The sequence below is a fragment of the Octadecabacter dasysiphoniae genome, assembly GCF_021532615.1.
GTDB lineage: Bacteria > Pseudomonadota > Alphaproteobacteria > Rhodobacterales > Rhodobacteraceae > Octadecabacter > Octadecabacter dasysiphoniae.
In genome coordinates, this window is sequence record NZ_JAKGAQ010000001.1 from 405860 (window position 1) to 426925 (window position 21066).

Below are 21066 nucleotides of genomic sequence, written 5' to 3' on the forward strand. Positions count from 1 at the left end.
TCAGCGCGCGGGTAGTCTTGTGCTGCGCGGTGGGGGAACAGATGCCAGAGCTTTTCGAGACACAAAGCCGCAAATTGTTAGGCCGCCTGCGCGATGTCATGGCAAGTGGCGAAGCAGGGCAGGCGCGCCTGAATGAAATCGTGCGCCTGATCGCGTCTTCGATGCGCGCCGAGGTGTGTTCGATCTACCTGTTTCGAGACGCTGAAACGCTTGAACTTTGTGCAACCGAAGGTCTGGAACAAGAAGCGGTGCACCAAACGCGGATGCGTCTTGGTGAAGGTCTGGTGGGCCGCGTCGCCAAGACAAAAAGGGTGGTAAACACTGCCGATGCGCCAAATTCCAAGGGCTTCCGCTACATGGCGGAAACGGGCGAGGAACGGTATTCAAGTTTCTGCGGTATTCCCGTGCAGCGTTTGGGCGAAACGATGGGCGTGCTTGTTGTGCAATCGCTTGAGTCCCGCGAATTTACCGCAGATGAGGTCTATGCGCTGGAAGTGGTCGCCATGGTGTTGGCCGAAATGAACGAACTTGGTGCCTTTGCGGGCGAGGGTGCGGCCTTGCGGGCCCGTCACCAAGATCCGCTGATGGTGCGTGGCACCGTGGGCCAAGAAGGTGCGGCGGGTGGCAATGTGTACCTGCATGAACCGCGCGTTGTTGTGACCAATCTGATCGCCGATGACCCTGACGCCGAACTTAGCCGTTTGCGCGAAGCCGTCGACACATTGCGCTTTTCCGTTGATGAAATGCTGACCCAGACGGCGACCGTGAACAAAGACCAAAAGCAGGTGCTTGAGGCCTACCGGATGTTCGCAAATTCACGTGGTTGGATGAAACGGATGGAGGCGGACATCGCCCAAGGTCTATCCGCCGAAGCCGCAGTTGAAAAAGAACAATCACTGGCCCGCACGCGGATGGGGCAGGCCGATAGTTATCTGCGCGACCGTCTGCATGATCTTGATGATCTGTCCAACCGTTTGCTGCGGATTTTGACAGGCCAAGGCAGCAACACGGGGGCGGAAATGCCCGAAAACCCGGTGCTGGTTGCGCGCAATATCGGCCCCGGAGAGCTGTTGGAATATGGCAAAGCCCTGAAGGGTATTGTGCTTGAGGAAGGGTCTGTTGGCAGTCACGCGGCGATTATCGCGCGGGCATGGGCGATCCCGCTGGTGATCCGCGCCGAAGGGATCGTGACGGCGGCGTTGAACGGCGATCCCATCCTCGTGGACGGCGAACAGGGCATCGTGCATTTGCGCCCTGATGACACCGTTCAGGCAGCCTTTCGCGACAAAGTCGCAATGCAAACAGAGGCGCAGGCGCGGTACGCCAATCTTCGCGAATTGCCCGCACAGGCCAAATGCGGATCTGTTATTGATCTGCATATGAATGCGGGCTTGATGGCTGATTTGCCGTCGCTGGAAAGTTCCGGCGCGGAAGGGGTCGGGCTGTTTCGCACGGAATTACAGTTTCTTATTCGCAGTCAGATGCCAAAACGTGCTGAGTTATCGGCGCTGTACGCCCGTGTGATGGATGCGGCCAAGGGGCGGCGCGTGGCGTTTCGCACGCTTGATATCGGATCAGACAAAGTGCTGACCTACATGAAGCCGAACGACGAACCCAACCCCGCGATGGGCTGGCGTGCGATCCGCGTCGGCCTTGAAAAACCCGGTGTGCTGCGCATGCAGTTGCAGGCACTCATCCGCGCGGCAAATGGTCGTTCGCTGACGGTCATGTTCCCGTTTGTGGCCCAGCTCGAAGAGTTCCGCATGGCACGTGCCGAGTTTGACAAAGCGATGGAGCGTGAACGTATCCTCGGTCATCCGCTGCCCGCAGATGTGCAAATTGGCGCGATGCTGGAAACGCCGAGCCTTGCGTTTGCACCAGATATTTTCTTTCAAGAGGTCGATTTTATCTCGATCGGGGGCAACGACCTCAAGCAGTTTTTCTTTGCGGCGGATCGTGAAAACGAACGTGTGCGGCGGCGCTACGACACGCTGAACGTCAGCTTTCTGACATTCCTTGAACAGCTGATTGCACGCTGCAAGGCCCACAACACCCCCGTCAGTTTTTGTGGCGAAGACGCCGGCCGCCCGATCGAAGCGGTTGCATTTGCGGCCCTTGGTCTGCGCAGTTTGTCCATGCGGCCCGCGTCCATTGGGCCCGTAAAACACTTGTTACGGCGTTTGAACCTGGATGAGGTGAAGGTCGTGATTGATGAGGCCCGCAGGCGGGGTGATCAATCGGTGCGTGGTGCCATCAGTGACTACCTGCGCACGCAGGTTTAGGCTTTCATAAGCGGACGTTTGAGCAGGGCAAGGTCTGCGTGAAACGCATCAACAACGGCCTCTGTTCCGTGGATACGCGCCAATGCCCGCAGACCGAAATGCACATGCGCCATGTCAGTGTAGTAACTGACGAAGGTGTAATTTGTGCCCGCCCCAGCAGCGGCCCCAAGGATCGGAACCGTCTGCGAGGCGAGCTTTTGGCCCAAAACCGTTGCGAATTTCGGCGCGACTTTGCTGATCAATTTGTTGATCGCAGCACCGGACAACCCGATGCGCGCGCCAACAAAACTGGTATCCACACCGTCATCGCCATCCTCAGGCCCGCCCTTGCCAAAGACGTGCAGACATTGGGCGCGGGTTTCAACCGTCAAAGGATCTTCGCCATGTTCTGCCGCGATGCGTTGGACCGCGCGGAAGATGACAGTGGTGGCCAGCGGCAGTTCTGCGAGGGCGGTTGGAAGCCCGCCAAACCCGCCAATGGCACCTGACATCGACGCCAAAGCTTTGTGCGCGCGGTCCGTTGCGATAAATCGGCCCATGCCGCCCATACTGCGCCCCGCGGCATCATAGCTTGCGCGCAAACCGCGTGTGGCAGCCGCGTCTAGTCGTGCGCGGGTACTGTCAGGCAGCAGTTTTAGCCCGTCTTCGACCTGCCCGCCAAGGAAGGACACGACCTGCATCAAAACACCTGATGCCGCGTGTTGGCGCTGCGCAAGGGCTTTGATCTGAACGCGCGCGGCGTCCGTTAGCGGGGCAGGCGGATCAACTGGATTGATCACGCGCATGAAATCGGGGTCTTTCGTCATATGATCGATATGGGGGCTGGCTTGTGGTTTTTCAATCAAGGCTCTTGCGGACGCGGCCGCGAATACCGGCCCACGCCCCATGTCCCAGCACGCGGTCCGGGTTCGTGGGCGGCGGCATGACGACGCCGTTCAGCCGGTTGAATCCAAAGCGTTCGTAGTACGGCGCGTCCCCGACCAGTAGCACGCGGGGCCATCCTGCGGGGGCGGATCGTTCCAACACATCGCGGATCATCAGTGATCCCAGGCCTTCGCCTTGACGGGTCGGGTGCACGGCGACGGGGCCTAGCAGGAGGGCGCGGTGGTCTTCAATTCTGATGGGCCAGCAACGGATCGCGCCACCGATGCCGCCATCGTCGTAACGCACCACGCGGCAGAACGCAGGCACAGCAGGCACATCATCGCGCAAACGATAGGACGACAACGCCTTTCGGCCCGGCGCGAACGTCAGATCATAGAGAGCTTCAATCGCCCACCAATCGTCAGGGGTTTCATCTGCGAGTTCCATGGGTTCGGTTGAACCTGTGTTTTGCTTTCAATGCAAACAGGATATTGGAGCGGCAAAAGGGAACCTGAAATGTTTTACGAACCAAAAAACGGCCACGGATTGCCGCATAATCCGTTCAATGCAGTTGTAACCCCGCGCCCAATCGGTTGGATTTCGAGCCGCGGCGCGGATGGGACCGACAACCTTGCACCCTACTCGTTTTTCAATGCGGTGGCGTATGAGCCGCCCCAGGTGATGTTTTCGTCCACCAGTGTGAAAGCGGATCGCGGCGATACGAAGGACAGCGTTGCCAACATTCGCGAAACAGGTGTGTTTGCTGTGAATATCGTCGAATACGCGATGCGCGATGTGATGAACCGCACATCGGGGCTGTGGGGCCGTGAGGTTGATGAATTCGTCGATGCAGGGATTGAAAAGGCGGCGTGCCGTATGATTGATTGCGCGTCTGTGGCGGGCGCGCCTGCGGTGCTGGAATGCCGTATGACGCAAATCATCAAGATCGAAGGAGAGGCGAATTTCGCGGTCTTCGGCGAAGTTGTCGGCGTAAATTTACGTGATGATTGTATGGTGGATGGGGCGTTTGATGTGACGACGTTCCACCCCCTCGCGCGCGGGGGATACAAAGACTATTCGGTGGTGCGGGACGTCTTTCAACTGGAACGGCCTGAATAGAAGGTATGGCGGGGCGGGACTGTTTGGCTATGCCAAATGCGCCCGCCCGCCAACCCGATCAGTGCCCGCCGATGATTCCGGTCCTAACCGAATAATCGACAGCGATTTCGTAATCCGGATCGTCATCACTATCCACGACCAAGTGACCGGCTTTGGACAGCAGCGCGTGGCAATCATGGGTCAGGTGGCGCAACTGGATGGCTTTGCCTGAATCCTCGTATTTTAGCGCGACCGCTTCGATGGCTTGTAGGGCGGACTGGTCTGCCACGCGGGAGCCTTCGAAATCGATGATAACAGCCATCGGGTCGTTTTCTGCGTCAAACAGCTCCATGAAACCTTCAGCTGATCCAAAGAACAGCGGGCCGTTGATCTTATACACTTTGGCGCCTTCCGGTGTGACGTAGGTCGATGCATAAATCCGCGTGGCGTTGGACCACGCATAGGCCAGCGCGGACACGATCACACCGACAACAACGGCTGTCGCAAGGTCTGTCATGACTGTCACGACCGTCACCAACACGATCACAAACGCGTCCATGCGTGGTACTTTGGTCATGATTTTGAACGAGTTCCACGCGAACGTGCCGATCACGACCATGAACATGACACCCACCAATGCGGCCAGAGGGATTTTCCCGATCAGGCCGGACGCAAACAGAATAAACGCCAGAAGGAACAACGCAGCGGCGGTGCCCGCAATCCGGGTACGTCCGCCAGATTTTACGTTGATCATCGATTGACCAATCATCGCACAACCGCCCATGCCGCCAAAGAAACCTGTCACAGTGTTGGCCACGCCTTGCGCGATACATTCTTGGGACGCCCCACCGCGTTTGTTCACGATCTCACCGACGAGATTCAGCGTCAAAAGGCTTTCGATCAGGCCGATGGCCGCGAGGATGAAGGCATAGGGCGCGATGATATACAGGGTTTCCAACGTGAAAGGGACGGACGGGATATGAAACGCGGGCAGGCCGCCTTCGATGTCCGCCAGATTTTCGACGACCAAGATGCGTGTGCCGAAATTGAAATATTCGAGGGCGATTGCGATCAGTGCAACAATACCGATGCCAGCCAAAGGGGCCGGAATCAGGTTTGTGACCTTTGGCCAGACCCAGATGATTGCCATGGTCAGCGCTGTCAGCGCGAGCATCACATAAAGCTCTGTGCCATGCAGCCAGTCCCCGGATGCCATGCCGTGTCCGCCACTCGCGCTTGCTGAGCCGGGTTCTTGAAACTGCCCCAATTGTGCAAGGAAAATCACAATAGCGAGTCCATTTACAAAGCCCAGCATAACAGGATGCGGCACAAGGCGGATGAACTTCCCCCAGTGCATAAACCCGACGACAAGTTGGATCAGCCCCATCAACACCACGGTCGCAAACAGATATTCCACGCCGTGCACCGCCACGAGGGACACCATCACAACGGCCAAAGCACCTGTTGCGCCGGAAATCATGCCCGGACGCCCGCCAATCAATGCGGTGATCAGTCCGACGATAAAGGCCGCGTACAAACCGACAAGTGGATCAACCCCGGCCACAAAGGCAAAGGCCACCGCTTCGGGGACCAGCGCCAAGGCGACAGTCAGGCCGGACAGAACCTCAATACGCAGGCGGTCCGGAGTGAGGTTGGCCGCAGACGGCTTAAGATCGGCATCTTCAAGACGGCCTACGAGATTAGCGAAAATGGACTGACGCAAAACGGGTCACCTGAGGGTTTGAGTGGATTTGTTGCCCTCCTAGCGGAGCCATCGCGCAGTGTCACCCCCGCGCGTTGGATTAGCTGCGTGCGCCGTCGTCCGGTTGTGTTAAAGCCAAAGAACCACGACCCATGCATTCAGTAAATAATAGACAATTACGCCCCCTGACATCAGCGCGACCCAAGCCACGATCGCGCCTTGCCCGATCAACGCAGCAGATGCCAACGCAAGGACCAAATGGCCCGCCGCAAGGATGGTTTGAGTCCCTTCAAGGTGCTGCCCCATGCGTGCAAATTTGTTGGGCATTCGCGGCAAGTCTTCGGGTGAAAAGACGACAAACCACAAGATGCTAATGCCTTGAAATGCAATGAAAACAGTAAACGCTATTTGCGCGATCCGATCAGACCCGAAAACAAGCGCATTGAACGGCCAACCCATTATCAAGACCATTGCCCAGAGAACATAGCGCCTGTCGGTTGCCCATTGCCGCTTCACTCGGGGGTTCAGTGTGAAATTCAGGATCGCTTGGGCACCAAAGCGCGCAAGTCATCCCAAAGCGACGGGCGCCAGTGCCTGTCCGAATGCGACTGGTTGCAGTTGGTCGGCCAACCACCAGACACACCAAGGCAACAGCGCCAGGGCGACACTTACAACGCCGGGCATCGGCACCAGCCGAAAAGAACGCAACACCTTCATAATTGGGGCATAATCCCCCCAGTTGGCGAAATTATGACTCAGGTTCGGGGTAATCGAGCCTTCACAACCGTCGCTGCGCACGGCAAAGTTGCAGAGCGGATCAGGGGATTTGGTATGAAAGCGAAAATTGGAATCATCGGCGGGTCGGGTCTTTATGACATTGACGGGCTGGAGGGGGCCGAGTGGGTCAGCGTTGAAAGCCCATGGGGTGCCCCGTCTGATGCGATTTTATGCGGCACGCTGAACGGGGTGGACATGGCGTTCTTGCCCCGTCATGGGCGCGGGCATGTTCATTCGCCCAGCACCGTGCCGTATCGCGCCAACATTGATGCGTTGAAACGGTTGGGCGTGACGGATGTAATAAGCGTGTCGGCCTGCGGGTCGTTTCGCGAAGAAATGGCACCGGGCGATTTCGTGATCGTCAGTGATTTCATTGACCGCACCTTTGCGCGTGAAAAATCGTTCTTTGGCACCGGATGCGTGGCCCATGTCAGTGTGGCCCATCCGGTCTGTGCGCGGCTTGGCGATGCCTGTGAGGCTGCGGGACGCGCCGCGGGCGTTACAGTGCACCGTGGTGGCACCTATCTGGCGATGGAAGGGCCGCAATTTTCCAGTATGGCCGAAAGCAAACTGTATCGTGATGTGTGGGGTTGCGACGTCATCGGCATGACGAATATGCCCGAAGCAAAACTCGCCCGCGAGGCTGAGCTTTGTTATGCGTCCGTCGCGATGATCACTGATTATGACAGCTGGCACCCCGATCACGGCAGCGTTGATATCTCTGACATTATCGCCACGCTGGGGGCCAATTCAGCGGCGGCCAAACAAACTGTCGCCGGGCTCGCTCCGCGCCTTGCTGGCCCGCGCGAGGTCTGCCCGTGCGGTTGTGATCGTGCCTTGGAATTCGCGATTATGACAGCGCCTGATGCGCGCGATGCGGCCATGTTGGCCAAGCTGGATGCGGTGGCAGGGCGGGTTTTGTGATCAGACTGTTGGCCGCCACCGTGCTGGCCACACCCTTGGTCGCGCAGGAATATATCGTCACGGATGGCCCACTGTCTGACGTCGATTTTTATCAATTGGTGTCGTGTGCGGCCACGCCGGGGCTGGGCTGCAATGAACCCATCGTGAAATGGGACAAATCGGTTGTCACAGTCACCTTTGCGCCGATCCCCGTGACCTATCCGTCAGAAAAGGCGCGCGAAATGAACCGCGTGCTCGATACAACAATCATCCAAATCAATTCCGCCGCGCCGGGGTTGAACCTGCAACGTGTGTCCAAAGCCACCTCCGCTGACATTGTTATTCATCTGCAACCGATCCGCGCGGGCGACGCCATTCGCGGTACGGGGTATCCCGATATGGATGGAATTCCGATTGGTGCCGCACAGGTGCAGGTGTTTTGGGATGACAATCTAAACTTGACCGAAGCCGCCATTGTGTTTGCGTCCGACATCCCGATCGAACAATTGGGCCCCATCATGGTCGAAGAACTATCACAGGCGATGGGATTGATGACCGACATCCGAAATCCGTACTACGAAACCCGATCCGTATTTTCCGAAGACAGCAACAGCGTTCAAAAACTCGGGGTGCAAGACCGCGCAGCCCTTCGTTTTCATTATCCAGATTAATCGCGCCCTTAAGGAGCCCATATGAAACCCGCTAAAAAGACCGTTCAAGATTACATTCGCACGATCCCGGATTTCCCCCACGAAGGCATCATGTTTCGCGATGTCACGACGTTGTTTGCCAGCCCGCGCGGGTTTCGTATGGCGGTGGATCAGCTGCTGCATCCATATGCAGGTGAAGACATTGATGTCGTTGTCGGCCTTGAGGCGCGTGGTTTCATCCTTGGCGGGGCAATCGCGCACCAGCTTGGCAAGGGTTTCGTTCCGATCCGCAAACAGGGCAAATTGCCCGGCAACGTCATCAGCCAGCCCTACACGCTGGAATACGGCGAAGCGGTGATGGAAATCCACGATGACGCGATCGAGGCGGGCGCCAAGGTTTTGGTTGTCGACGATCTTTTGGCGACGGGCGGCACCGCCGAAGCGGGCATCAAGCTGTTGGAAAAACTGGGCGGTGAGGTCGTGGGCTGTGCCTTCGTCATCGATCTGCCGGAATTAGGCGGACGCGCAAAGCTGGAAAAAATGGGGCAAGACGTCCACGTGCTTTGTGAATTTGACGGGGAGTAAACGCCTAGTTCGCTTTGCGTTTGGGCATAAAGGGCAGGGGGGCGACGGGAATACCGTCATCGATCAGCTTTTTCGCCTCTTCAAGTTTGGCGGTGCCGTGGATCGGGCGTTCCGGGACGTCACCGTCATGCATCTTGCGGGCTTCTTGGGCAAAGCTAAGGCCCACATCGTCGCTGTTGGCCTCAACGTCCGCACGTAATTTAGCAAGGGCGGTTTCCGCGTCAGACTGCGGCGTTTTCAGATCAACCTTGTTGCCTTTCGCCGGAACGGACGGGGCCATCATCGCCCGTTTGACGTCGCTCGATCCGCAGATCGCACAGGCCAGATGCCCCGATTGCGCCAGCGCATCAAACGCGTCTGACGACTGGAACCAGCTTTCGAAACGGTGGTCCTGATCACATATGAGGGTATAGCGGATCACGTCACACCGTGCTCGGTTCAAAATTCAGGATGATCGCTTTTAGTTCGTCATCATCGACCATGGCGGCGGCTTTCTTGCGCGACACCCACTTTCGTTCCCGTTCTTTATCTTCGGGCCAGCGTTTCAGCACCTTTTTCACCTTGAGCGGATAGACCACGGCCATGCAGGGCAATTCATCCTCTGAGCGGACTTTGTAATAGCTGAAAACCCCGATCGGACGAGGGTAGATTTTACCCCGCACGCCGGCCTCTTCGTAGGCTTCGGTGGCGGCGGCATCCATGGGTGTTTCGCCGTTCATCGGCCAGCCTTTTGGCACGATCCATCGCTTTGAACGCCGTGATGTGACGATGCAAAACTGTACTTTGTCGTCTTTAATCCGATAACACAGCGCTGCAAATTGCGTGCGAAGGCCGGTTTTGCCACCGGTGCCCAATTCGATTTCCTGTGTCTGCAAACTCTTCATGTTTGCGATCCGCCTGTTGCCCTTCTGCTGCGTTGATGCGCAGAGTTCTGTTATGTCAAAACCCTACCAAATACCGTCAGCAATGAAAAGAATTCCACGCCGTGCGCTGTGGATAGCGGGGTTTTGCATAGGGGTTCCATGCAGCGTAACGGCCGACGATATCACGGTTTTCGCGGCCTCAAGTTTGCGCGACGCGTTGGGGACAGTGGCTGCGGAATATGAGGCAGAAACAGACGTCACGGTGACATTGGTTTTCGCGGCGAGTTCTGCAATCGCACGCCAAGTGGCGCAAGGCGCACCGGCTGATGTGGTGCTGCTGGCGGATCAGGCGTGGGGGCATTGGTTGATTGACGAAGGCATCGTGCAAAAGGTTGATCCCTTTGCCAGCAACCGTTTGGTGATGGTGGCGCGGGATCAAATTCAGGTGGATCGGCAAAACTTGGCGCAAATCATTGGCGATAACCTGGTGGCGATGGCACAGGTTGATGCGGTGCCTGCGGGGCGCTACGCTCGGGCGGGGTTGGTGTCATTGGGGGTCTGGGACCGGATCGAACAACAGGTCGTTCAGGCCGCCAATGTCCGTGCCGCATTGCGGTTCGTGCAGCGCGGTGAAGTCAGGTTTGGTGTGGGCTACGCCAGCGATCTTGTTGCGTTGCCCGACCTTGTGGAAATATACGCATTTGCCCCTGACACACACGAGATGATCCTTTATTCGGGGGCACATCTAACGCAGCAGGGCAATGATTTTATGATCTACCTTCAATCGGTTACCGCCCAAGACATATTAGGCGATTGGGGGTTCGCGCCCCTGCCGGATCTACCATGACCGACTGGCTGGGCCCCGCAGAATGGACCGCGTTGTGGTTGTCGCTAAAGGTCGCATTCTGGGCGACGGTGTTTAGTTTGCCAGTTGGATTTGTAGTCGCCTATGCCTTGGCACGTGGTCGGTTTTTCGGGCACGGCGCGTTGAATGTGCTGGTGCATTTGCCACTGGTCATGCCGCCTGTGGTCACGGGCTATCTTTTGTTGCTCGGCTTTGGGCGCACGGGCCCGTTGGGCGCAGTGTTTGAGGATTTGTTCGGGTTGGTTTTTGCGTTCCGCTGGACGGGCGCGGCGCTGGCGGCGGCGATTATGGGGTTTCCTTTGATGGTGCGTGCGATGCGCCTGTCGCTTGAGGCCGTGGACAGCGGGCTAGAGGAAGCAGCAGGCACTTTGGGCGCATCGCGATTGCGTATTCTACGCACAGTGACGTTGCCGCTGGCGTGGCCGGGGATACTGGCGGGCGCGGTGCTTGGATTTGCCAAAGGCATGGGCGAATTCGGCGCGACTGTCACCTTTGTGTCCAACATCCCGGGGCAAACACAGACGCTTGCGCTGTCCATCGACACGCTGCTGGAAATCCCGGGAGGAGAGCCATTGGCCCTGCGCCTCGCGGTGGTGTCCATCGCCATTGCCGCCATCGCATTGGTGCTGTCCGAAGTGTTGGCGCAGCGCGTCACCCGCCAAAGGATGCGCTGATGTTGAAGGTTCATATCATCAAAGCATTCGACGGTTTCACGGTGAACGCCGCCTTTGAGGCCCCCGCCGGTATCACGGCGATTTTCGGCCCCTCCGGATCAGGCAAAACAAGCGTGATCCGCGGTGTGGCCGGGCTGTTGGACTGTGACACTGCGGATGTGGATTTGTCAGGCGAACAGCTGGGGCGGCTTGCCCCAAGTAAGCGAAAAATCGGTTACGTTTTCCAGGACGCGCGCCTTTTCCCACATATGACTGTGCTGAAAAACCTGCGCTACGGTGGCACCCATGACGAGGCGGCGGTGATTGCCGTGCTGGGTCTTGCCGATCTGTTGGATCGGTATCCGGCATCCCTGTCCGGCGGGGAAAAACAGCGGGTTGCGCTGGGCCGCGCCCTGATGTCCGCGCCTGAAATATTGCTGCTGGATGAACCATTGTCCGCGTTGGATGGCCCACGAAAGGCCGAAGTCCTCCCCTATCTTGAGGCGCTGCGCGACCAGACGGACATTCCGATCCTCTACGTCAGTCATGACATGGGTGAGGTCACGCGATTGGCCCGCCACATCGTTGTGCTTGATGACGGACAGGTGGTTTTGTCCGGGCCCCTCGAAGATGTTTTGGCTGATCCCGCCGCCGTTCCGTTTCTTGGGGTGCAGGACACAGGATCAGTGTTGACAGGGCGGGTTGTTGGCCATGCGGACGATGGATTGACCAAGATCGAAACAGGGGCGGGCGCGCTTTGGGTGCCGGGGTCAGTGGGGCGTGCTGGTGGCATGTTGCGCGTGCGCATCCCCGCGCAGGACGTGATCCTGTCAACTAGCCCCCCAACAGGCATGAGCGCGCTGAACGTCCTGTCTGTCACCATCGCAGAACTGCAACGCGGCGTTGATGCAGGCGTAGTCGTGGCGTTGCGTGCGGGCAACGACCGGCTGCTTGCGCGGATCACAAAGCGGTCTTGTGACGCGATGGGACTGGCCGAGGGGATGCAAGTTTTCGCAATCTTGAAGGCCACAGCCATCGCACCCGATGATGTGGGTTAGCGATAGGTCGCGATCAAGTCCCCTGCCATAGGCGTCGCCTCGTAGACGGCGCGGGCGATAGCGCGGCTCAGGCATGTGGCGGCCGCAGCACCGATGGGCGCGTATCCGGCGTGATCGATGGGGGCGGCAGATGACGTGGACACACCAAACACCAAATCCCCGTCCAGCGGTGTGTGGGACGGCACAATGGCACGGGCCATCCCGTCATGTGCGTTGACGGCCAATCGGTGGCATTGCGTTTTGCTTAGCGGTGCGTCGGTCGCGACGATTGCGATGGTGGTGTTGGCGCCCTGCGCTGCATGCAGGCCCATGGCCTGTTCTTTCAGGCTGGTGTCAGGCGCTGTGTACCCACCCTTGGGGTCTGGCCCCAATCCGCCGAATTCACCGTTCATCTCAAACGGGGCGGCCCAGAAATGGTGATCCCCGGGGGTCGTGACGGACCCAAGCGCGTTAACCACGACCAAGGCGGCAACTGTCGTTCCGTCCGGCAGCACAACTGACGCTGATCCAAGCCCACCCTTCTGACGCGCGGCCATCGTGCCCGTGCCCGCCCCGACACTGCCAAGGTCAAAATCCGTCGCGGCAGCGTCCAACGCCGCGCGGCCCAACGCGGGGTAGGGATTTGTGCCCCACGCCTTGTCGCCACCGTTGATCAGATCAAACACAATCGCGCCGGGCACGATGGGAACTGTGACGTCGCCGATTGTAAAACCCCGCCCCATGGCGCGCAGACCATCCGCCACACCGCTGCATGCATCCAGCCCAAAGGCCGACCCGCCCGACAACACCAACGCATCGACCTGCTGCACGGTTTTGTCCGGTGCAAGAAGGTCAGTCTCACGGGTGCCCGGGCCACCGCCCATCACGTGTACGGACGCAGTAAACGGCACGTCACCAATCAAAACAGTGCTGCCGGATTTAAGGGCCGCGTCTTGTGCATTGCCCACACGTAGCCCCGCGATATCAGTGATGAGGTTCTTCGGGCCTGTCTTATAAGTCATTGTTTTACCTTACCCATGCCACGCAGCGACAGTTTTCAGGGTTGAAAAGCCGTAAAGCGCCTCAAAGCCTTTTTCACGGCCGTGGCCGGATTTTCCGACACCGCCAAACGGTAATTCAACGCCACCCCCTGCGCCATAATTATTGATGAAAACCTGACCTGATTTAAGGGCCTTCGCCAGTCGCATTTGCCGCCCACCGTCCGCTGTCCAGACCGATGCGACAAGTCCGTAGTCGGTGGAATTCGCGATGTGCAGCGCGTGTGCTTCGTCGTCAAACGGGATCAAAACCTGCACGGGGCCAAAAATTTCGTCCTGTGCCAGCGGATGATCGGGGGGCACGTCGGCGAACAATGTGGGGGCCACATAGTGCCCGCGTGCATCCGTTGTGATTTGCCCCTGCGCGACCATGTTCAGACCCGCGCCAGCGTTCAGAAACCCGTTCACAATGTCTTTTTGGCGCGCCGAAATCAGCGGTCCGAGGTTGAGATCGTCCAGCGCGGGACCAACTTTGAGGGCGCGGTAGGTGCTTGCCATGCGGTCGCGCACTTCGTCATACACGCCGCGCTGCACCAGTATCCGGCTTGATGCTGAACAGGTTTGACCTGCGTTCTGGATGCCTGCGTTAACCAAGAACGGCAGCGCGCGGTCAAGATCGGCGTCGTCAAACACCAGCTGCGGGGATTTCCCGCCCAGTTCCAGCGTGACGGGAATGACGTTTTGCGCGGCGGCGGCCTGGATCAATTCGCCGGTGCGCACCGATCCGGTGAATGACATATGTGCGACGGCGGGATGGGCGGACAACGCGGCACCGGCCTCAGCCCCCAGCCCCGTGACCACGTTCAGCGCGCCTGCCGGAAGGCCCGCATCTATCGCGATTTGCGCGAAGGCCAGCGCGGTCAAACAGGCCTCCTCGGCGGGTTTCAAAACGCAGGCGTTGCCCATCGCCAAAGCCGCCCCGACAGAGCGCCCGATGATCTGCATCGGGTAGTTCCACGGCACGATATGGCCCGTCACACCGTGCGGTTCACGAAGGGTGTAGACCGTGTAACCATCAAGGTAAGGTATTGTTTCACCTGTGATTTTATCAGCAGCGCCGCCGTAAAATTCCATGTAGCGGGCCAGTGCGGTGGCGTCGGCGCGGGCTTGGGTTAGGGGCTTGCCGACGTCGCGGGATTCGAGGTTCGCCAAGGCGTCGACGTGGGTCAGCACGGCCCTGCCAATACGGGTGAGGATGCGGCCACGGTCCAGTGCCGTCATCGCGCCCCATTCCCCGTCCAGCGCGGTTTGGGCTGCGGTCACGGCGGCGTCGATGTCTTGCGCTTTACCGCGCCCAATCGTGGTTAATTCTGCGCCGGTTGACGGGTCCGATACGCTGATCACATCTGCGGCGGGCGTCCAGATGCCGCCAATCAAATGATGTGCCTGTGGGATGTTGAAAGGCGTCAGTGGCATATCAGACCTCAATCAGATCGGGCAGGCGCGGGGCGGCGGCCAGCAGGGTTTTTGTGTAAGGATGGGCGGGGGCCGTGAACACCGTTTCGGTGTCGCCCTGTTCCACGATTTGCCCTGTTTTCATCACCAAAACGCGGTCGGTGACGCTGCGCACAACGGTCAGATCATGGCTGATGAACAGATAGGCGAGGTCGCGTTTTTGGCAAAGATCGGCAATAAGATCAAGAACTTGCGCACGCACAGACACATCGAGTGCTGACACGGCTTCGTCGAAAATGATCAGTTCCGGTTCGATGATCAGCGCGCGCGCGATGGCGATGCGTTGGCGTTGGCCGCCGGAAAATTCGTGGATGTATTTGTCTGCATCGGACGCGGTAAGCCCCACATCTGTCAGCGCGCGTGCGATGTGTTCTGCACCGTTTGCGGGGGGGGTATCGAGCAGGTGCCATGGTTCTGACACCAGCCGCGCTACGGTGTGGCGCGGGTTGAACGACCCGTAGGGATCCTGAAAAACGACCTGCATTTTTCGGCGCACATCCAGGTTGGGGCGGTTGGCGGAAAACACCGGTTCGCCGTCCAATGTGATGGCCCCGCCTTGCACGTTTTCAAGGCCGAGGATCGCACGGGTGAGGGTGGATTTTCCGCATCCGCTTTCCCCGACAAGCCCCACACGTTCGCCCTTTGCGATGTGAAAACTGACGTCATTCAAGGCGCGAAATTTCGGACGCGGCCCGAGGATGTTTTTGCGCGCCAAATCATAGGTTCTGACAACGTTTTCAACCACTAACCCCTGCGGTTTCGCGGAAATTGCCCCTGATATGGGTTTGGTATGGGTCTGGTATGGGTCTGGTATGGGCGGCGTGTGGCGCGATGCGGCGAACAGCGCACGGGTGTAGGGGTGCTGCATGTCGCCCAAAAGCTGCGCTGTTTGGGCGGCTTCGACCACGCGGCCCTTTTGCATGACGATGATCTGATCGGCGATATCTGCGACGACGGCCAGATCATGGGTGATGATCAAAAGACCCATCCCGAATTCGCGCACCAGATCACGCAGAAGATCAAGAATGCGGGCTTGGGTGGTGACATCAAGCGCGGTTGTCGGTTCGTCCGCGATCAGAAGTTTGGGGCGCAGGGCGATGGCCATGGCTATCACAACCCGTTGGCGCTGCCCGCCGGACAACTCGTGCGGATAGCGGGTTGGTGGCACGTTTAGCCCGACTTTTTGCAGCATCGCGGCGGCGCGTTTGTGCGCCTCTGGCTTGGTTGTGTTTTCGTGGATCAGGATCGTTTCGGCGACTTGGGCCCCGATGGTTTGCACGGGGTTGAGTGCGGTCATTGGTTCCTGAAAGACCATTCCCATCGTGTTGCCGCGCAGGGCGCACATTTCGGGTTCTGGCGTTTGGAGGATGTCGGTGCCGTCCAGCGTGATGGTGCCTGTCGTCTGCGCGCGGTTCGGCAGAAGCCCCATGACCGACAGCGCGGTCATGGATTTGCCCGATCCGCTTTCGCCCGTGATGGCCGCGATTTCGCCGGCTTGCATGGACAGATCGACGTCATGCAAAATCTCTGTTTCGCCAATCGACAGGGTCAGGTTTGTGATCGACAGCAGCGTCATGCGCGTGCCCGCCTGATGCGGGGGTCAAGCAGGTCGCGCAAACCATCGCCCAACAGATTGAGGCCGAGTACCATCAGCACGATCGCCAATCCGGGGATCAGGGCCACGTGGGGCGCGATTGAGGTGAGCGTTTGTGCATCCGCCAACATGCGCCCCCAGCTGGCCGTGGGGGGCTGTGCGCCAAGGCCGATGTAGGACAGCGCGGCCTCTGCCAGGATGCCCAGTGAAAACTGGATTGTGCCCTGGACGATCATCAGGTTCGTGATGTTGGGCAGGATATGTTCATAAGAAATGCGGAAGGATGATTTGCCGGACACGCGCGCGGCGAGGATGAAATCGCGTTCCCAAATTGGCAGGGCTGCGCCACGCGACAGGCGGGCGAAGACGGGGATGTTGAAGATGCCGATGGCGATGATGGCATTAATTGCCGAAGGGCCGAAAATGGCGGTGATGAGGATCGCGATCACGAGGCTGGGGAAGGCGAACACGAGGTCATTGCCGCGCATGATGATTTCATCAAGGAGCGATCCGCGACGCGCAGCGGCCAAAAGGCCAAGCGGCACGCCGACGCAAATGCCGATGCCCACGGCGAGGACGGCAACAGCGATGGAGGTGCGCGCACCCATCATGATCATCGACAGGATATCGCGCCCGAAGTGATCCGTGCCGAGCCAGTTTGTGCCGCTGGGCGTTTGCAGTTTGTTCGGGATATCAAGGGTTTGGATGTCGTGCGGCGTGTAAAGGAACGACACGAGCGCGAGGGCTGTGAACAGCGCGGTGAGGAGACCCCCGAGGGCGATATTGCGGCTCATGATTTTGCCCTGAGGCGCGGATCGACGGTGGCGTAGGCCAGATCAACGGCGAAGTTTACCACGATGACGACGAAGACCAGCAGCATGACGACGGATTCAACGACGATAAGGTCGCGTGCGCTGATCGATTGGAAGATCAGGCGACCGAGGCCGGGGAGGAAGAAGACCTGTTCGATGATGATGCCGCCCGCCAGCAGGAACGAGAATTGCAGGCCGATGATGGTCAGCACAGGGATCAGCGCGTTGCGCACGGCGTGGCGCCACAGGGCTTGGCGGCGGGTCAGACCCTTGGCGCGGGCGGTGCGAATGTAATCTTCGCCCAAGTTATCGAGCAGCGAGGAGCGCATGACCCGCGCAAGGATCGCGGCCTGTGGCAGGGCCAGCGCGATGGCCGGAAGGGTGAGGGATTTGAGCGCCAGTGCAGGGTTGTCCCAACCCGGAAATCCGCCCGCCGAGAACCAGCGCAGGTTGATTGCGAACACCAGCACAAGGATCATGGCGAACCAGAAATTGGGGATCGCAACACCGAGCTGTGTGGCGCCCATGATAGAAATATCCGCAGGGCCGCCACGGCGGCTGGCGGCGATGATACCCGCGGGAAAGGCGATTAGGGTTGAGAGGAGCAGCGCGTAGATTGCCAGCGGCAACGACACCCAGATGCGATCGTTGATGAGGTCGGCGACGGGGGTTTTATACGTCCAGGACGTGCCGAAATCACCCGTAAGCATACCGCCGATCCAGTTGATATAGCGCAAGGGGAGCGGGTCGTTCAGGCCCATCTGGTCGCGCAATGCGTCTAAGGTGTCAGCGCGGGCGTTCACGCCGAGCATGAAGGACGCGGGATCGCCTGGAATAACCTCAATCACCGCGAAAATCACGATGGAGGCCGCGATGAGGCTGAGGATCAGGGAGAGGAGACGTTTGGCGGCAAAGCGGATCATAAGGTGTGTACTGCGCCTGCGGCGGGCGGGTTAGGGGGGCCAGCCCCCCGTCCTGCGGACTCCCCTCGGAATATTTTTGAACCAAAGAAGGTTAAGAAAGTGGGGTGTGGGGGGCACAACGTGCGCCCCCCGTTGGTGCGCATCATTCAGACCAGCTGACGCCGGTGAGGTCCACGGCGGCGGTCGGCTGATCGAGCCACAGACCGTTCAGACCTGCCTTGGCCACAGTGGGAACGGCGAGTTGGAACAGGTAGCCGTTGACGTAATCTTCTGAGATCAGCGTTTGGGCGGCGGCCATCAGTTCGCTGCGCATATCTGGATCGGTGGTTGTGTTCAGCTTTTCCATGACCGCCTGAAAGACGATGTTGTCATATTGGAAATAATAATCCGGATTGGCGTAGATGCCGATGTCCATGGGTTCGGTGTGGGACACGATGGACATGCCGAAGTCTTTGGCTTTGAACACGTCTTCGAGCCACTGCGCCCATTCGAGATTAGAGATTTCAGCGGTGATGCCGACCTCGCGCAGTTGGGCTGCGATGATTTCGCCGCCGCGACGTGCGTAAGACGGGGGCGGCAGTTTCAGGGTGGTGGTGAACCCGTCGGCAAAGCCTGCTTCGGCCAGCAGTTCGCGGGCGCGATCGGGATTGTGGGACGAGTTTTCAATCAGATCCACGTAGTCGGGATTGTGGGGGGCGAAATGCGTGCCGATGGGGGTGCCATAGCCGAACATCGCGCCGTCGATGATGGCCTGTCGGTCAATCGCAAGGCTGACGGCCTGACGCACCAGCACGTTGTCGAACGGGGGCATCTGGTTGTTCATGGACAGGATTGTTTCGCCTTCGGTGTTGCCAACGAGGACCTGGAAGCGCGGATCTGCTTCGAACTGGGGGAGGTTTTCGGGCGCGGGGAAGCCGACAAACGCGTCCACGTCTTCGGCCATGACGGCGGCGAAGGCGGCCGTTGGATCGCTGATAAAGCGGAATGTGGCGGATTCGAGCGCGGGGGCATCGCCCCAATAGGCGTCATTGCGGGTCAGTTCGAGACGGTCGCCCTGCACCCAATCCGTGAAGGTAAACGCGCCTGTGCCGATTGGATTTGAGGCGATGGTTTCAATGGATTCAGGCGCGACGATCACCGCGTCACCCCATGCCATGTTGAACAGGAAGGACCCGTTGGGCTGCGCCAATGTGACGGCGATGGTCGCCGGGTCGATGACCGTAACGTCAGCGATGTCGGCAAACAGGCCTTTTTGGGCATTTGTGCTGTCTTCGGCGCGCGCACGATCCAGCGAGAATTTCACATCTTCGGCGTCCATTGTGGTGCCGTCATGGAACATCACGCCGCTTTGCAATGTGAAGGTGTAGGTCAGCCCGTCTTCGGAAATGTCCCAGCTGGCCGCGAGGCCTGGCACGACGGACCCGTCAGCCATGAACCGTGTCAGGCCTTCGAAGACGTTAGAATAGAGAACAGAATCAATGGCTTGTGCTGCGCCGCCTGTGGGGTCAAGGTTCGGTGGTTCCAACTGGATCGCAACCGTGATGTCGGTTTGGGCGGATGCCATGCCCGCTGTGAGGGCGAGCACGCTGGCGGACAGCAGTTTGGTGAAGTGGGTCATGTTGGTCCCTTTGGTTAATCGTCGGTGGGCAGCAGCAGTGCTGCCAGACTTCTGGCCATAATCTGCGCGCTGACCATCATATCGTCAACGCCGATGTATTCATCCGGTTTATGGGCGAGTTCGAGAATGCCCGGACCATAGGCCACGCAGTTCTTGAGTTTGCCGATCCGGTCGATGTGTTTTTGATCATATGTGCCGGGGCTGGCGACAAATTCAGCCGGTTTGCCCAGTACTTTTTCGATTTGCCCTGCAAGCGTCGCTGCGATGGGCGCGTTGCGATCTGTCATGGAAGGCAGGACGTGGTTAATTTCGCGCAGGTCATAGCTGAATTTATCGCGCGAAGATTTGAGGCCATCAAGAAGGGCCGTGACTTCGCCGCGCACCTGATCAAGCGGTTCTTCGTCAAGGAAGCGGCGATCGATGACGATGCGGCAGGAATCCGGCACGCAGTGGGCGGGCAATCCGTTGAAATCGTCGTTTTGTTCTTTCTGGCCGCCATGGATCGAGTTGATGTTCATAGTGGATTGGCGTGCGCCTTCGGGGACGACGGGCATATCGGTGCGGCGCGTGGCCATGGCGGGAAACAGGTCGGTTTCGAATTTATCGAGGACCGCGCCCATGTGGCGCACGGCGCAATCACCCAAGAAGGGCATGGAGCCGTGGGCGATTTCACCGAATGTTTCGATTTCGGCCCACCAGCCGCCACGGTGACCAAGACAGACGCGGTCTTTGTTCAGGGGTTCTGGGATGATGACGTGTTGGACTTTGGCGGGATTGAAATAGCCCTTTTCGGCGAGATAGGCGACGCCGCCGTAGCCGCCCGATTCCTCGTCTGCGGTGCCGGAAATTTCGATGGCGCCGGCAAAATCGGGAAAGGTTTCAATGAAGGCTTCGGCGGCGATGATCGACGTGGCAAGGCCGCCTTTCATGTCGCAGGCGCCACGCCCGTAGATTTTGCCATCGATCAGATCACCGCCAAAGGGGTCCGTCGTCCAGCCGTTGCCGACCTCGACCACGTCGGTGTGGCTGTTGAAATGCACACAATCGCCCGCGCTGCCGCCGCTTTTGTGGGCCACGATGTTCCAGCGGGGGTATTTTTCGCAATCACCGGGGGTGCCGTGGGCGCGGATTAGTTCGGTAGTGAAGCCGGATTTGGACAGGCGGCGATCCAGATAATCGCAGATGTCGCGGTAGTTTTCGCCCGGCGGGTTGAGGGTCGGGATGCGGATCAAATCTTGGGTCAGGGCGATCAGATCATCGCGTTTGTCCGCGATGCGCGCGAGGAGGGGGGTCAGGTCTGTCATTGCACAACTATCGGCGCGGCTGT

General features: G+C 59.0%; 21 protein-coding genes. 8 read left to right on the plus strand and 13 right to left on the minus strand.

Annotation, left to right across the window (positions count from 1 at the left end):
* The first annotated feature begins 41 nt into the window (after positions 1-41).
* Positions 42-2282 carry a phosphoenolpyruvate--protein phosphotransferase gene (gene ptsP, locus L0664_RS01945; RefSeq protein WP_235223941.1) on the plus strand — a complete coding sequence of 747 codons (2241 nt, stop codon included), beginning with the start codon at positions 42-44 and terminating at the stop codon, positions 2280-2282.
* Here ptsP and L0664_RS01950 read toward each other — a convergent pair.
* Together L0664_RS01950 and L0664_RS01955 are read right to left on the minus strand one after the other, a co-directional pair.
* Positions 2279-3088, minus strand: a complete 810-nt coding sequence (locus tag L0664_RS01950; RefSeq protein ID WP_235223942.1) for an EcsC family protein — start codon at positions 3086-3088, stop codon at positions 2279-2281. The genes ptsP and L0664_RS01950 overlap by 4 nt on opposite strands.
* Before the next feature lie 31 nt (positions 3089-3119).
* On the minus strand, positions 3120-3593 hold the full coding sequence (locus L0664_RS01955; protein ID WP_235223943.1) for a GNAT family N-acetyltransferase: 474 nt from the start codon (positions 3591-3593) through the stop codon (positions 3120-3122).
* A 69-nt stretch (positions 3594-3662) separates the two neighbouring features.
* On the opposite strand from L0664_RS01955, the gene L0664_RS01960 reads away from it, so the two are divergent.
* Positions 3663-4265 carry a flavin reductase family protein gene (locus L0664_RS01960; RefSeq protein WP_235223944.1) on the plus strand — a complete coding sequence of 201 codons (603 nt, stop codon included), beginning with the start codon at positions 3663-3665 and terminating at the stop codon, positions 4263-4265.
* A 58-nt stretch (positions 4266-4323) separates the two neighbouring features.
* Here L0664_RS01960 and L0664_RS01965 read toward each other — a convergent pair whose 3' ends face one another.
* Positions 4324-5967 carry a SulP family inorganic anion transporter gene (locus L0664_RS01965; protein WP_235223945.1) on the minus strand — a complete coding sequence of 548 codons (1644 nt, stop codon included), beginning with the start codon at positions 5965-5967 and terminating at the stop codon, positions 4324-4326.
* Between the two features lie 108 nt (positions 5968-6075).
* Positions 6076-6405: a hypothetical protein gene (locus L0664_RS01970; RefSeq protein ID WP_235223946.1), complete on the minus strand. Its 330-nt coding sequence runs from the start codon at positions 6403-6405 to the stop codon at positions 6076-6078.
* Positions 6406-6777: 372 nt separating this feature from the next.
* Here L0664_RS01970 and L0664_RS01975 point away from each other — a divergent pair, with 372 nt between their 5' ends.
* The 3 genes from L0664_RS01975 to L0664_RS01985 are packed head-to-tail and all read left to right on the plus strand — an operon-like array spanning position 6778 to position 8861.
* Complete coding sequence (locus L0664_RS01975) at positions 6778-7647, plus strand: S-methyl-5'-thioadenosine phosphorylase (protein ID WP_235223947.1); 870 nt, start codon at positions 6778-6780, stop codon at positions 7645-7647.
* Entirely contained in the window at positions 7644-8297 is a 654-nt protein-coding gene (locus tag L0664_RS01980; RefSeq protein WP_235223948.1) for a DUF2927 domain-containing protein, read from the plus strand. Before L0664_RS01975 ends, L0664_RS01980 begins: the two co-directional genes overlap by 4 nt.
* Positions 8298-8318: 21 nt before the next feature.
* Positions 8319-8861 (plus strand): adenine phosphoribosyltransferase, encoded by a 543-nt coding sequence (locus L0664_RS01985; RefSeq protein ID WP_235223949.1) that lies wholly within the window; start codon positions 8319-8321, stop codon positions 8859-8861.
* A 4-nt stretch (positions 8862-8865) separates the two neighbouring features.
* On the opposite strand, the gene L0664_RS01990 is transcribed toward L0664_RS01985, so the two are convergent.
* Positions 8866-9282, minus strand: coding sequence for a DUF1178 family protein (locus L0664_RS01990; protein WP_235223950.1), 417 nt, complete (start codon positions 9280-9282; stop codon positions 8866-8868).
* Between the two features lies 1 nt (position 9283).
* The gene (locus L0664_RS01995) at positions 9284-9745 is read right to left on the minus strand and encodes an NUDIX hydrolase (protein WP_235223951.1); all 462 of its coding nucleotides are present in this window, start codon (positions 9743-9745) and stop codon (positions 9284-9286) included.
* 82 nt (positions 9746-9827) lie between these two features.
* Between L0664_RS01995 and modA the strand changes: the two genes are divergently transcribed.
* From modA to modC, 3 genes are read left to right on the plus strand one after another with little or no spacing between them, the layout of a single operon-like run.
* Positions 9828-10571, plus strand: a complete 744-nt coding sequence (gene modA / locus L0664_RS02000) for a molybdate ABC transporter substrate-binding protein (protein WP_235223952.1) — start codon at positions 9828-9830, stop codon at positions 10569-10571.
* Positions 10568-11263: a molybdate ABC transporter permease subunit gene (gene modB, locus L0664_RS02005; protein ID WP_235223953.1), complete on the plus strand. Its 696-nt coding sequence runs from the start codon at positions 10568-10570 to the stop codon at positions 11261-11263. The genes modA and modB overlap by 4 nt, the downstream gene beginning before the upstream one ends.
* Positions 11263-12300 (plus strand): molybdenum ABC transporter ATP-binding protein, encoded by a 1038-nt coding sequence (gene modC / locus L0664_RS02010; RefSeq protein WP_235223954.1) that lies wholly within the window; start codon positions 11263-11265, stop codon positions 12298-12300. Before modB ends, modC begins: the two co-directional genes overlap by 1 nt.
* Here modC and L0664_RS02015 read toward each other — a convergent pair.
* From L0664_RS02015 to L0664_RS02045, 7 genes are all read right to left on the minus strand, one after another.
* Positions 12297-13301 carry a P1 family peptidase gene (locus L0664_RS02015; RefSeq protein ID WP_235223955.1) on the minus strand — a complete coding sequence of 335 codons (1005 nt, stop codon included), beginning with the start codon at positions 13299-13301 and terminating at the stop codon, positions 12297-12299. The genes modC and L0664_RS02015 overlap by 4 nt on opposite strands.
* A 9-nt stretch (positions 13302-13310) precedes the next feature.
* Positions 13311-14753: an aldehyde dehydrogenase family protein gene (locus tag L0664_RS02020; protein ID WP_235223956.1), complete on the minus strand. Its 1443-nt coding sequence runs from the start codon at positions 14751-14753 to the stop codon at positions 13311-13313.
* 1 nt (position 14754) lies between these two features.
* Entirely contained in the window at positions 14755-16368 is a 1614-nt protein-coding gene (locus L0664_RS02025; RefSeq protein WP_235223957.1) for an ABC transporter ATP-binding protein, read from the minus strand.
* Entirely contained in the window at positions 16365-17180 is an 816-nt protein-coding gene (locus L0664_RS02030) for an ABC transporter permease (protein ID WP_235223958.1), read from the minus strand. Before L0664_RS02030 ends, L0664_RS02025 begins: the two co-directional genes overlap by 4 nt.
* Positions 17177-18121, minus strand: coding sequence for an ABC transporter permease (locus L0664_RS02035; protein WP_235223959.1), 945 nt, complete (start codon positions 18119-18121; stop codon positions 17177-17179). The genes L0664_RS02030 and L0664_RS02035 overlap by 4 nt, the downstream gene beginning before the upstream one ends.
* Positions 18122-18263: 142 nt before the next feature.
* Positions 18264-19739 (minus strand): ABC transporter substrate-binding protein, encoded by a 1476-nt coding sequence (locus L0664_RS02040; RefSeq protein ID WP_235223960.1) that lies wholly within the window; start codon positions 19737-19739, stop codon positions 18264-18266.
* Positions 19740-19753: 14 nt separating this feature from the next.
* On the minus strand, positions 19754-21043 hold the full coding sequence (locus L0664_RS02045) for an acetylornithine deacetylase/succinyl-diaminopimelate desuccinylase family protein (protein ID WP_235223961.1): 1290 nt from the start codon (positions 21041-21043) through the stop codon (positions 19754-19756).
* Between the last annotated feature and the right edge of the window lie 23 nt (positions 21044-21066).

What these genes read in the sequence shown, in the direction of transcription:
- ptsP (WP_235223941.1), top strand. Translation starts at nt 42, where the DNA reads ATGCCAGAGCTTTTCGAGACACAAAGCCGCAAATTGTTAGGCCGCCTG.
- L0664_RS01950 (WP_235223942.1), bottom strand. Translation starts at nt 3,088, where the DNA reads ATGACGAAAGACCCCGATTTCATGCGCGTGATCAATCCAGTTGATCCG.
- L0664_RS01955 (WP_235223943.1), bottom strand. Translation starts at nt 3,593, where the DNA reads ATGGAACTCGCAGATGAAACCCCTGACGATTGGTGGGCGATTGAAGCT.
- L0664_RS01960 (WP_235223944.1), top strand. Translation starts at nt 3,663, where the DNA reads ATGTTTTACGAACCAAAAAACGGCCACGGATTGCCGCATAATCCGTTC.
- L0664_RS01970 (WP_235223946.1), bottom strand. Translation starts at nt 6,405, where the DNA reads ATGGGTTGGCCGTTCAATGCGCTTGTTTTCGGGTCTGATCGGATCGCG.
- L0664_RS01975 (WP_235223947.1), top strand. Translation starts at nt 6,778, where the DNA reads ATGAAAGCGAAAATTGGAATCATCGGCGGGTCGGGTCTTTATGACATT.
- L0664_RS01985 (WP_235223949.1), top strand. Translation starts at nt 8,319, where the DNA reads ATGAAACCCGCTAAAAAGACCGTTCAAGATTACATTCGCACGATCCCG.
- L0664_RS01995 (WP_235223951.1), bottom strand. Translation starts at nt 9,745, where the DNA reads ATGAAGAGTTTGCAGACACAGGAAATCGAATTGGGCACCGGTGGCAAA.
- modA (WP_235223952.1), top strand. Translation starts at nt 9,828, where the DNA reads ATGAAAAGAATTCCACGCCGTGCGCTGTGGATAGCGGGGTTTTGCATA.
- modB (WP_235223953.1), top strand. Translation starts at nt 10,568, where the DNA reads ATGACCGACTGGCTGGGCCCCGCAGAATGGACCGCGTTGTGGTTGTCG.
- modC (WP_235223954.1), top strand. Translation starts at nt 11,263, where the DNA reads ATGTTGAAGGTTCATATCATCAAAGCATTCGACGGTTTCACGGTGAAC.
- L0664_RS02015 (WP_235223955.1), bottom strand. Translation starts at nt 13,301, where the DNA reads ATGACTTATAAGACAGGCCCGAAGAACCTCATCACTGATATCGCGGGG.
- L0664_RS02020 (WP_235223956.1), bottom strand. Translation starts at nt 14,753, where the DNA reads ATGCCACTGACGCCTTTCAACATCCCACAGGCACATCATTTGATTGGC.
- L0664_RS02025 (WP_235223957.1), bottom strand. Translation starts at nt 16,368, where the DNA reads ATGACGCTGCTGTCGATCACAAACCTGACCCTGTCGATTGGCGAAACA.
- L0664_RS02030 (WP_235223958.1), bottom strand. Translation starts at nt 17,180, where the DNA reads ATGAGCCGCAATATCGCCCTCGGGGGTCTCCTCACCGCGCTGTTCACA.
- L0664_RS02035 (WP_235223959.1), bottom strand. Translation starts at nt 18,121, where the DNA reads ATGATCCGCTTTGCCGCCAAACGTCTCCTCTCCCTGATCCTCAGCCTC.
- L0664_RS02040 (WP_235223960.1), bottom strand. Translation starts at nt 19,739, where the DNA reads ATGACCCACTTCACCAAACTGCTGTCCGCCAGCGTGCTCGCCCTCACA.
- L0664_RS02045 (WP_235223961.1), bottom strand. Translation starts at nt 21,043, where the DNA reads ATGACAGACCTGACCCCCCTCCTCGCGCGCATCGCGGACAAACGCGAT.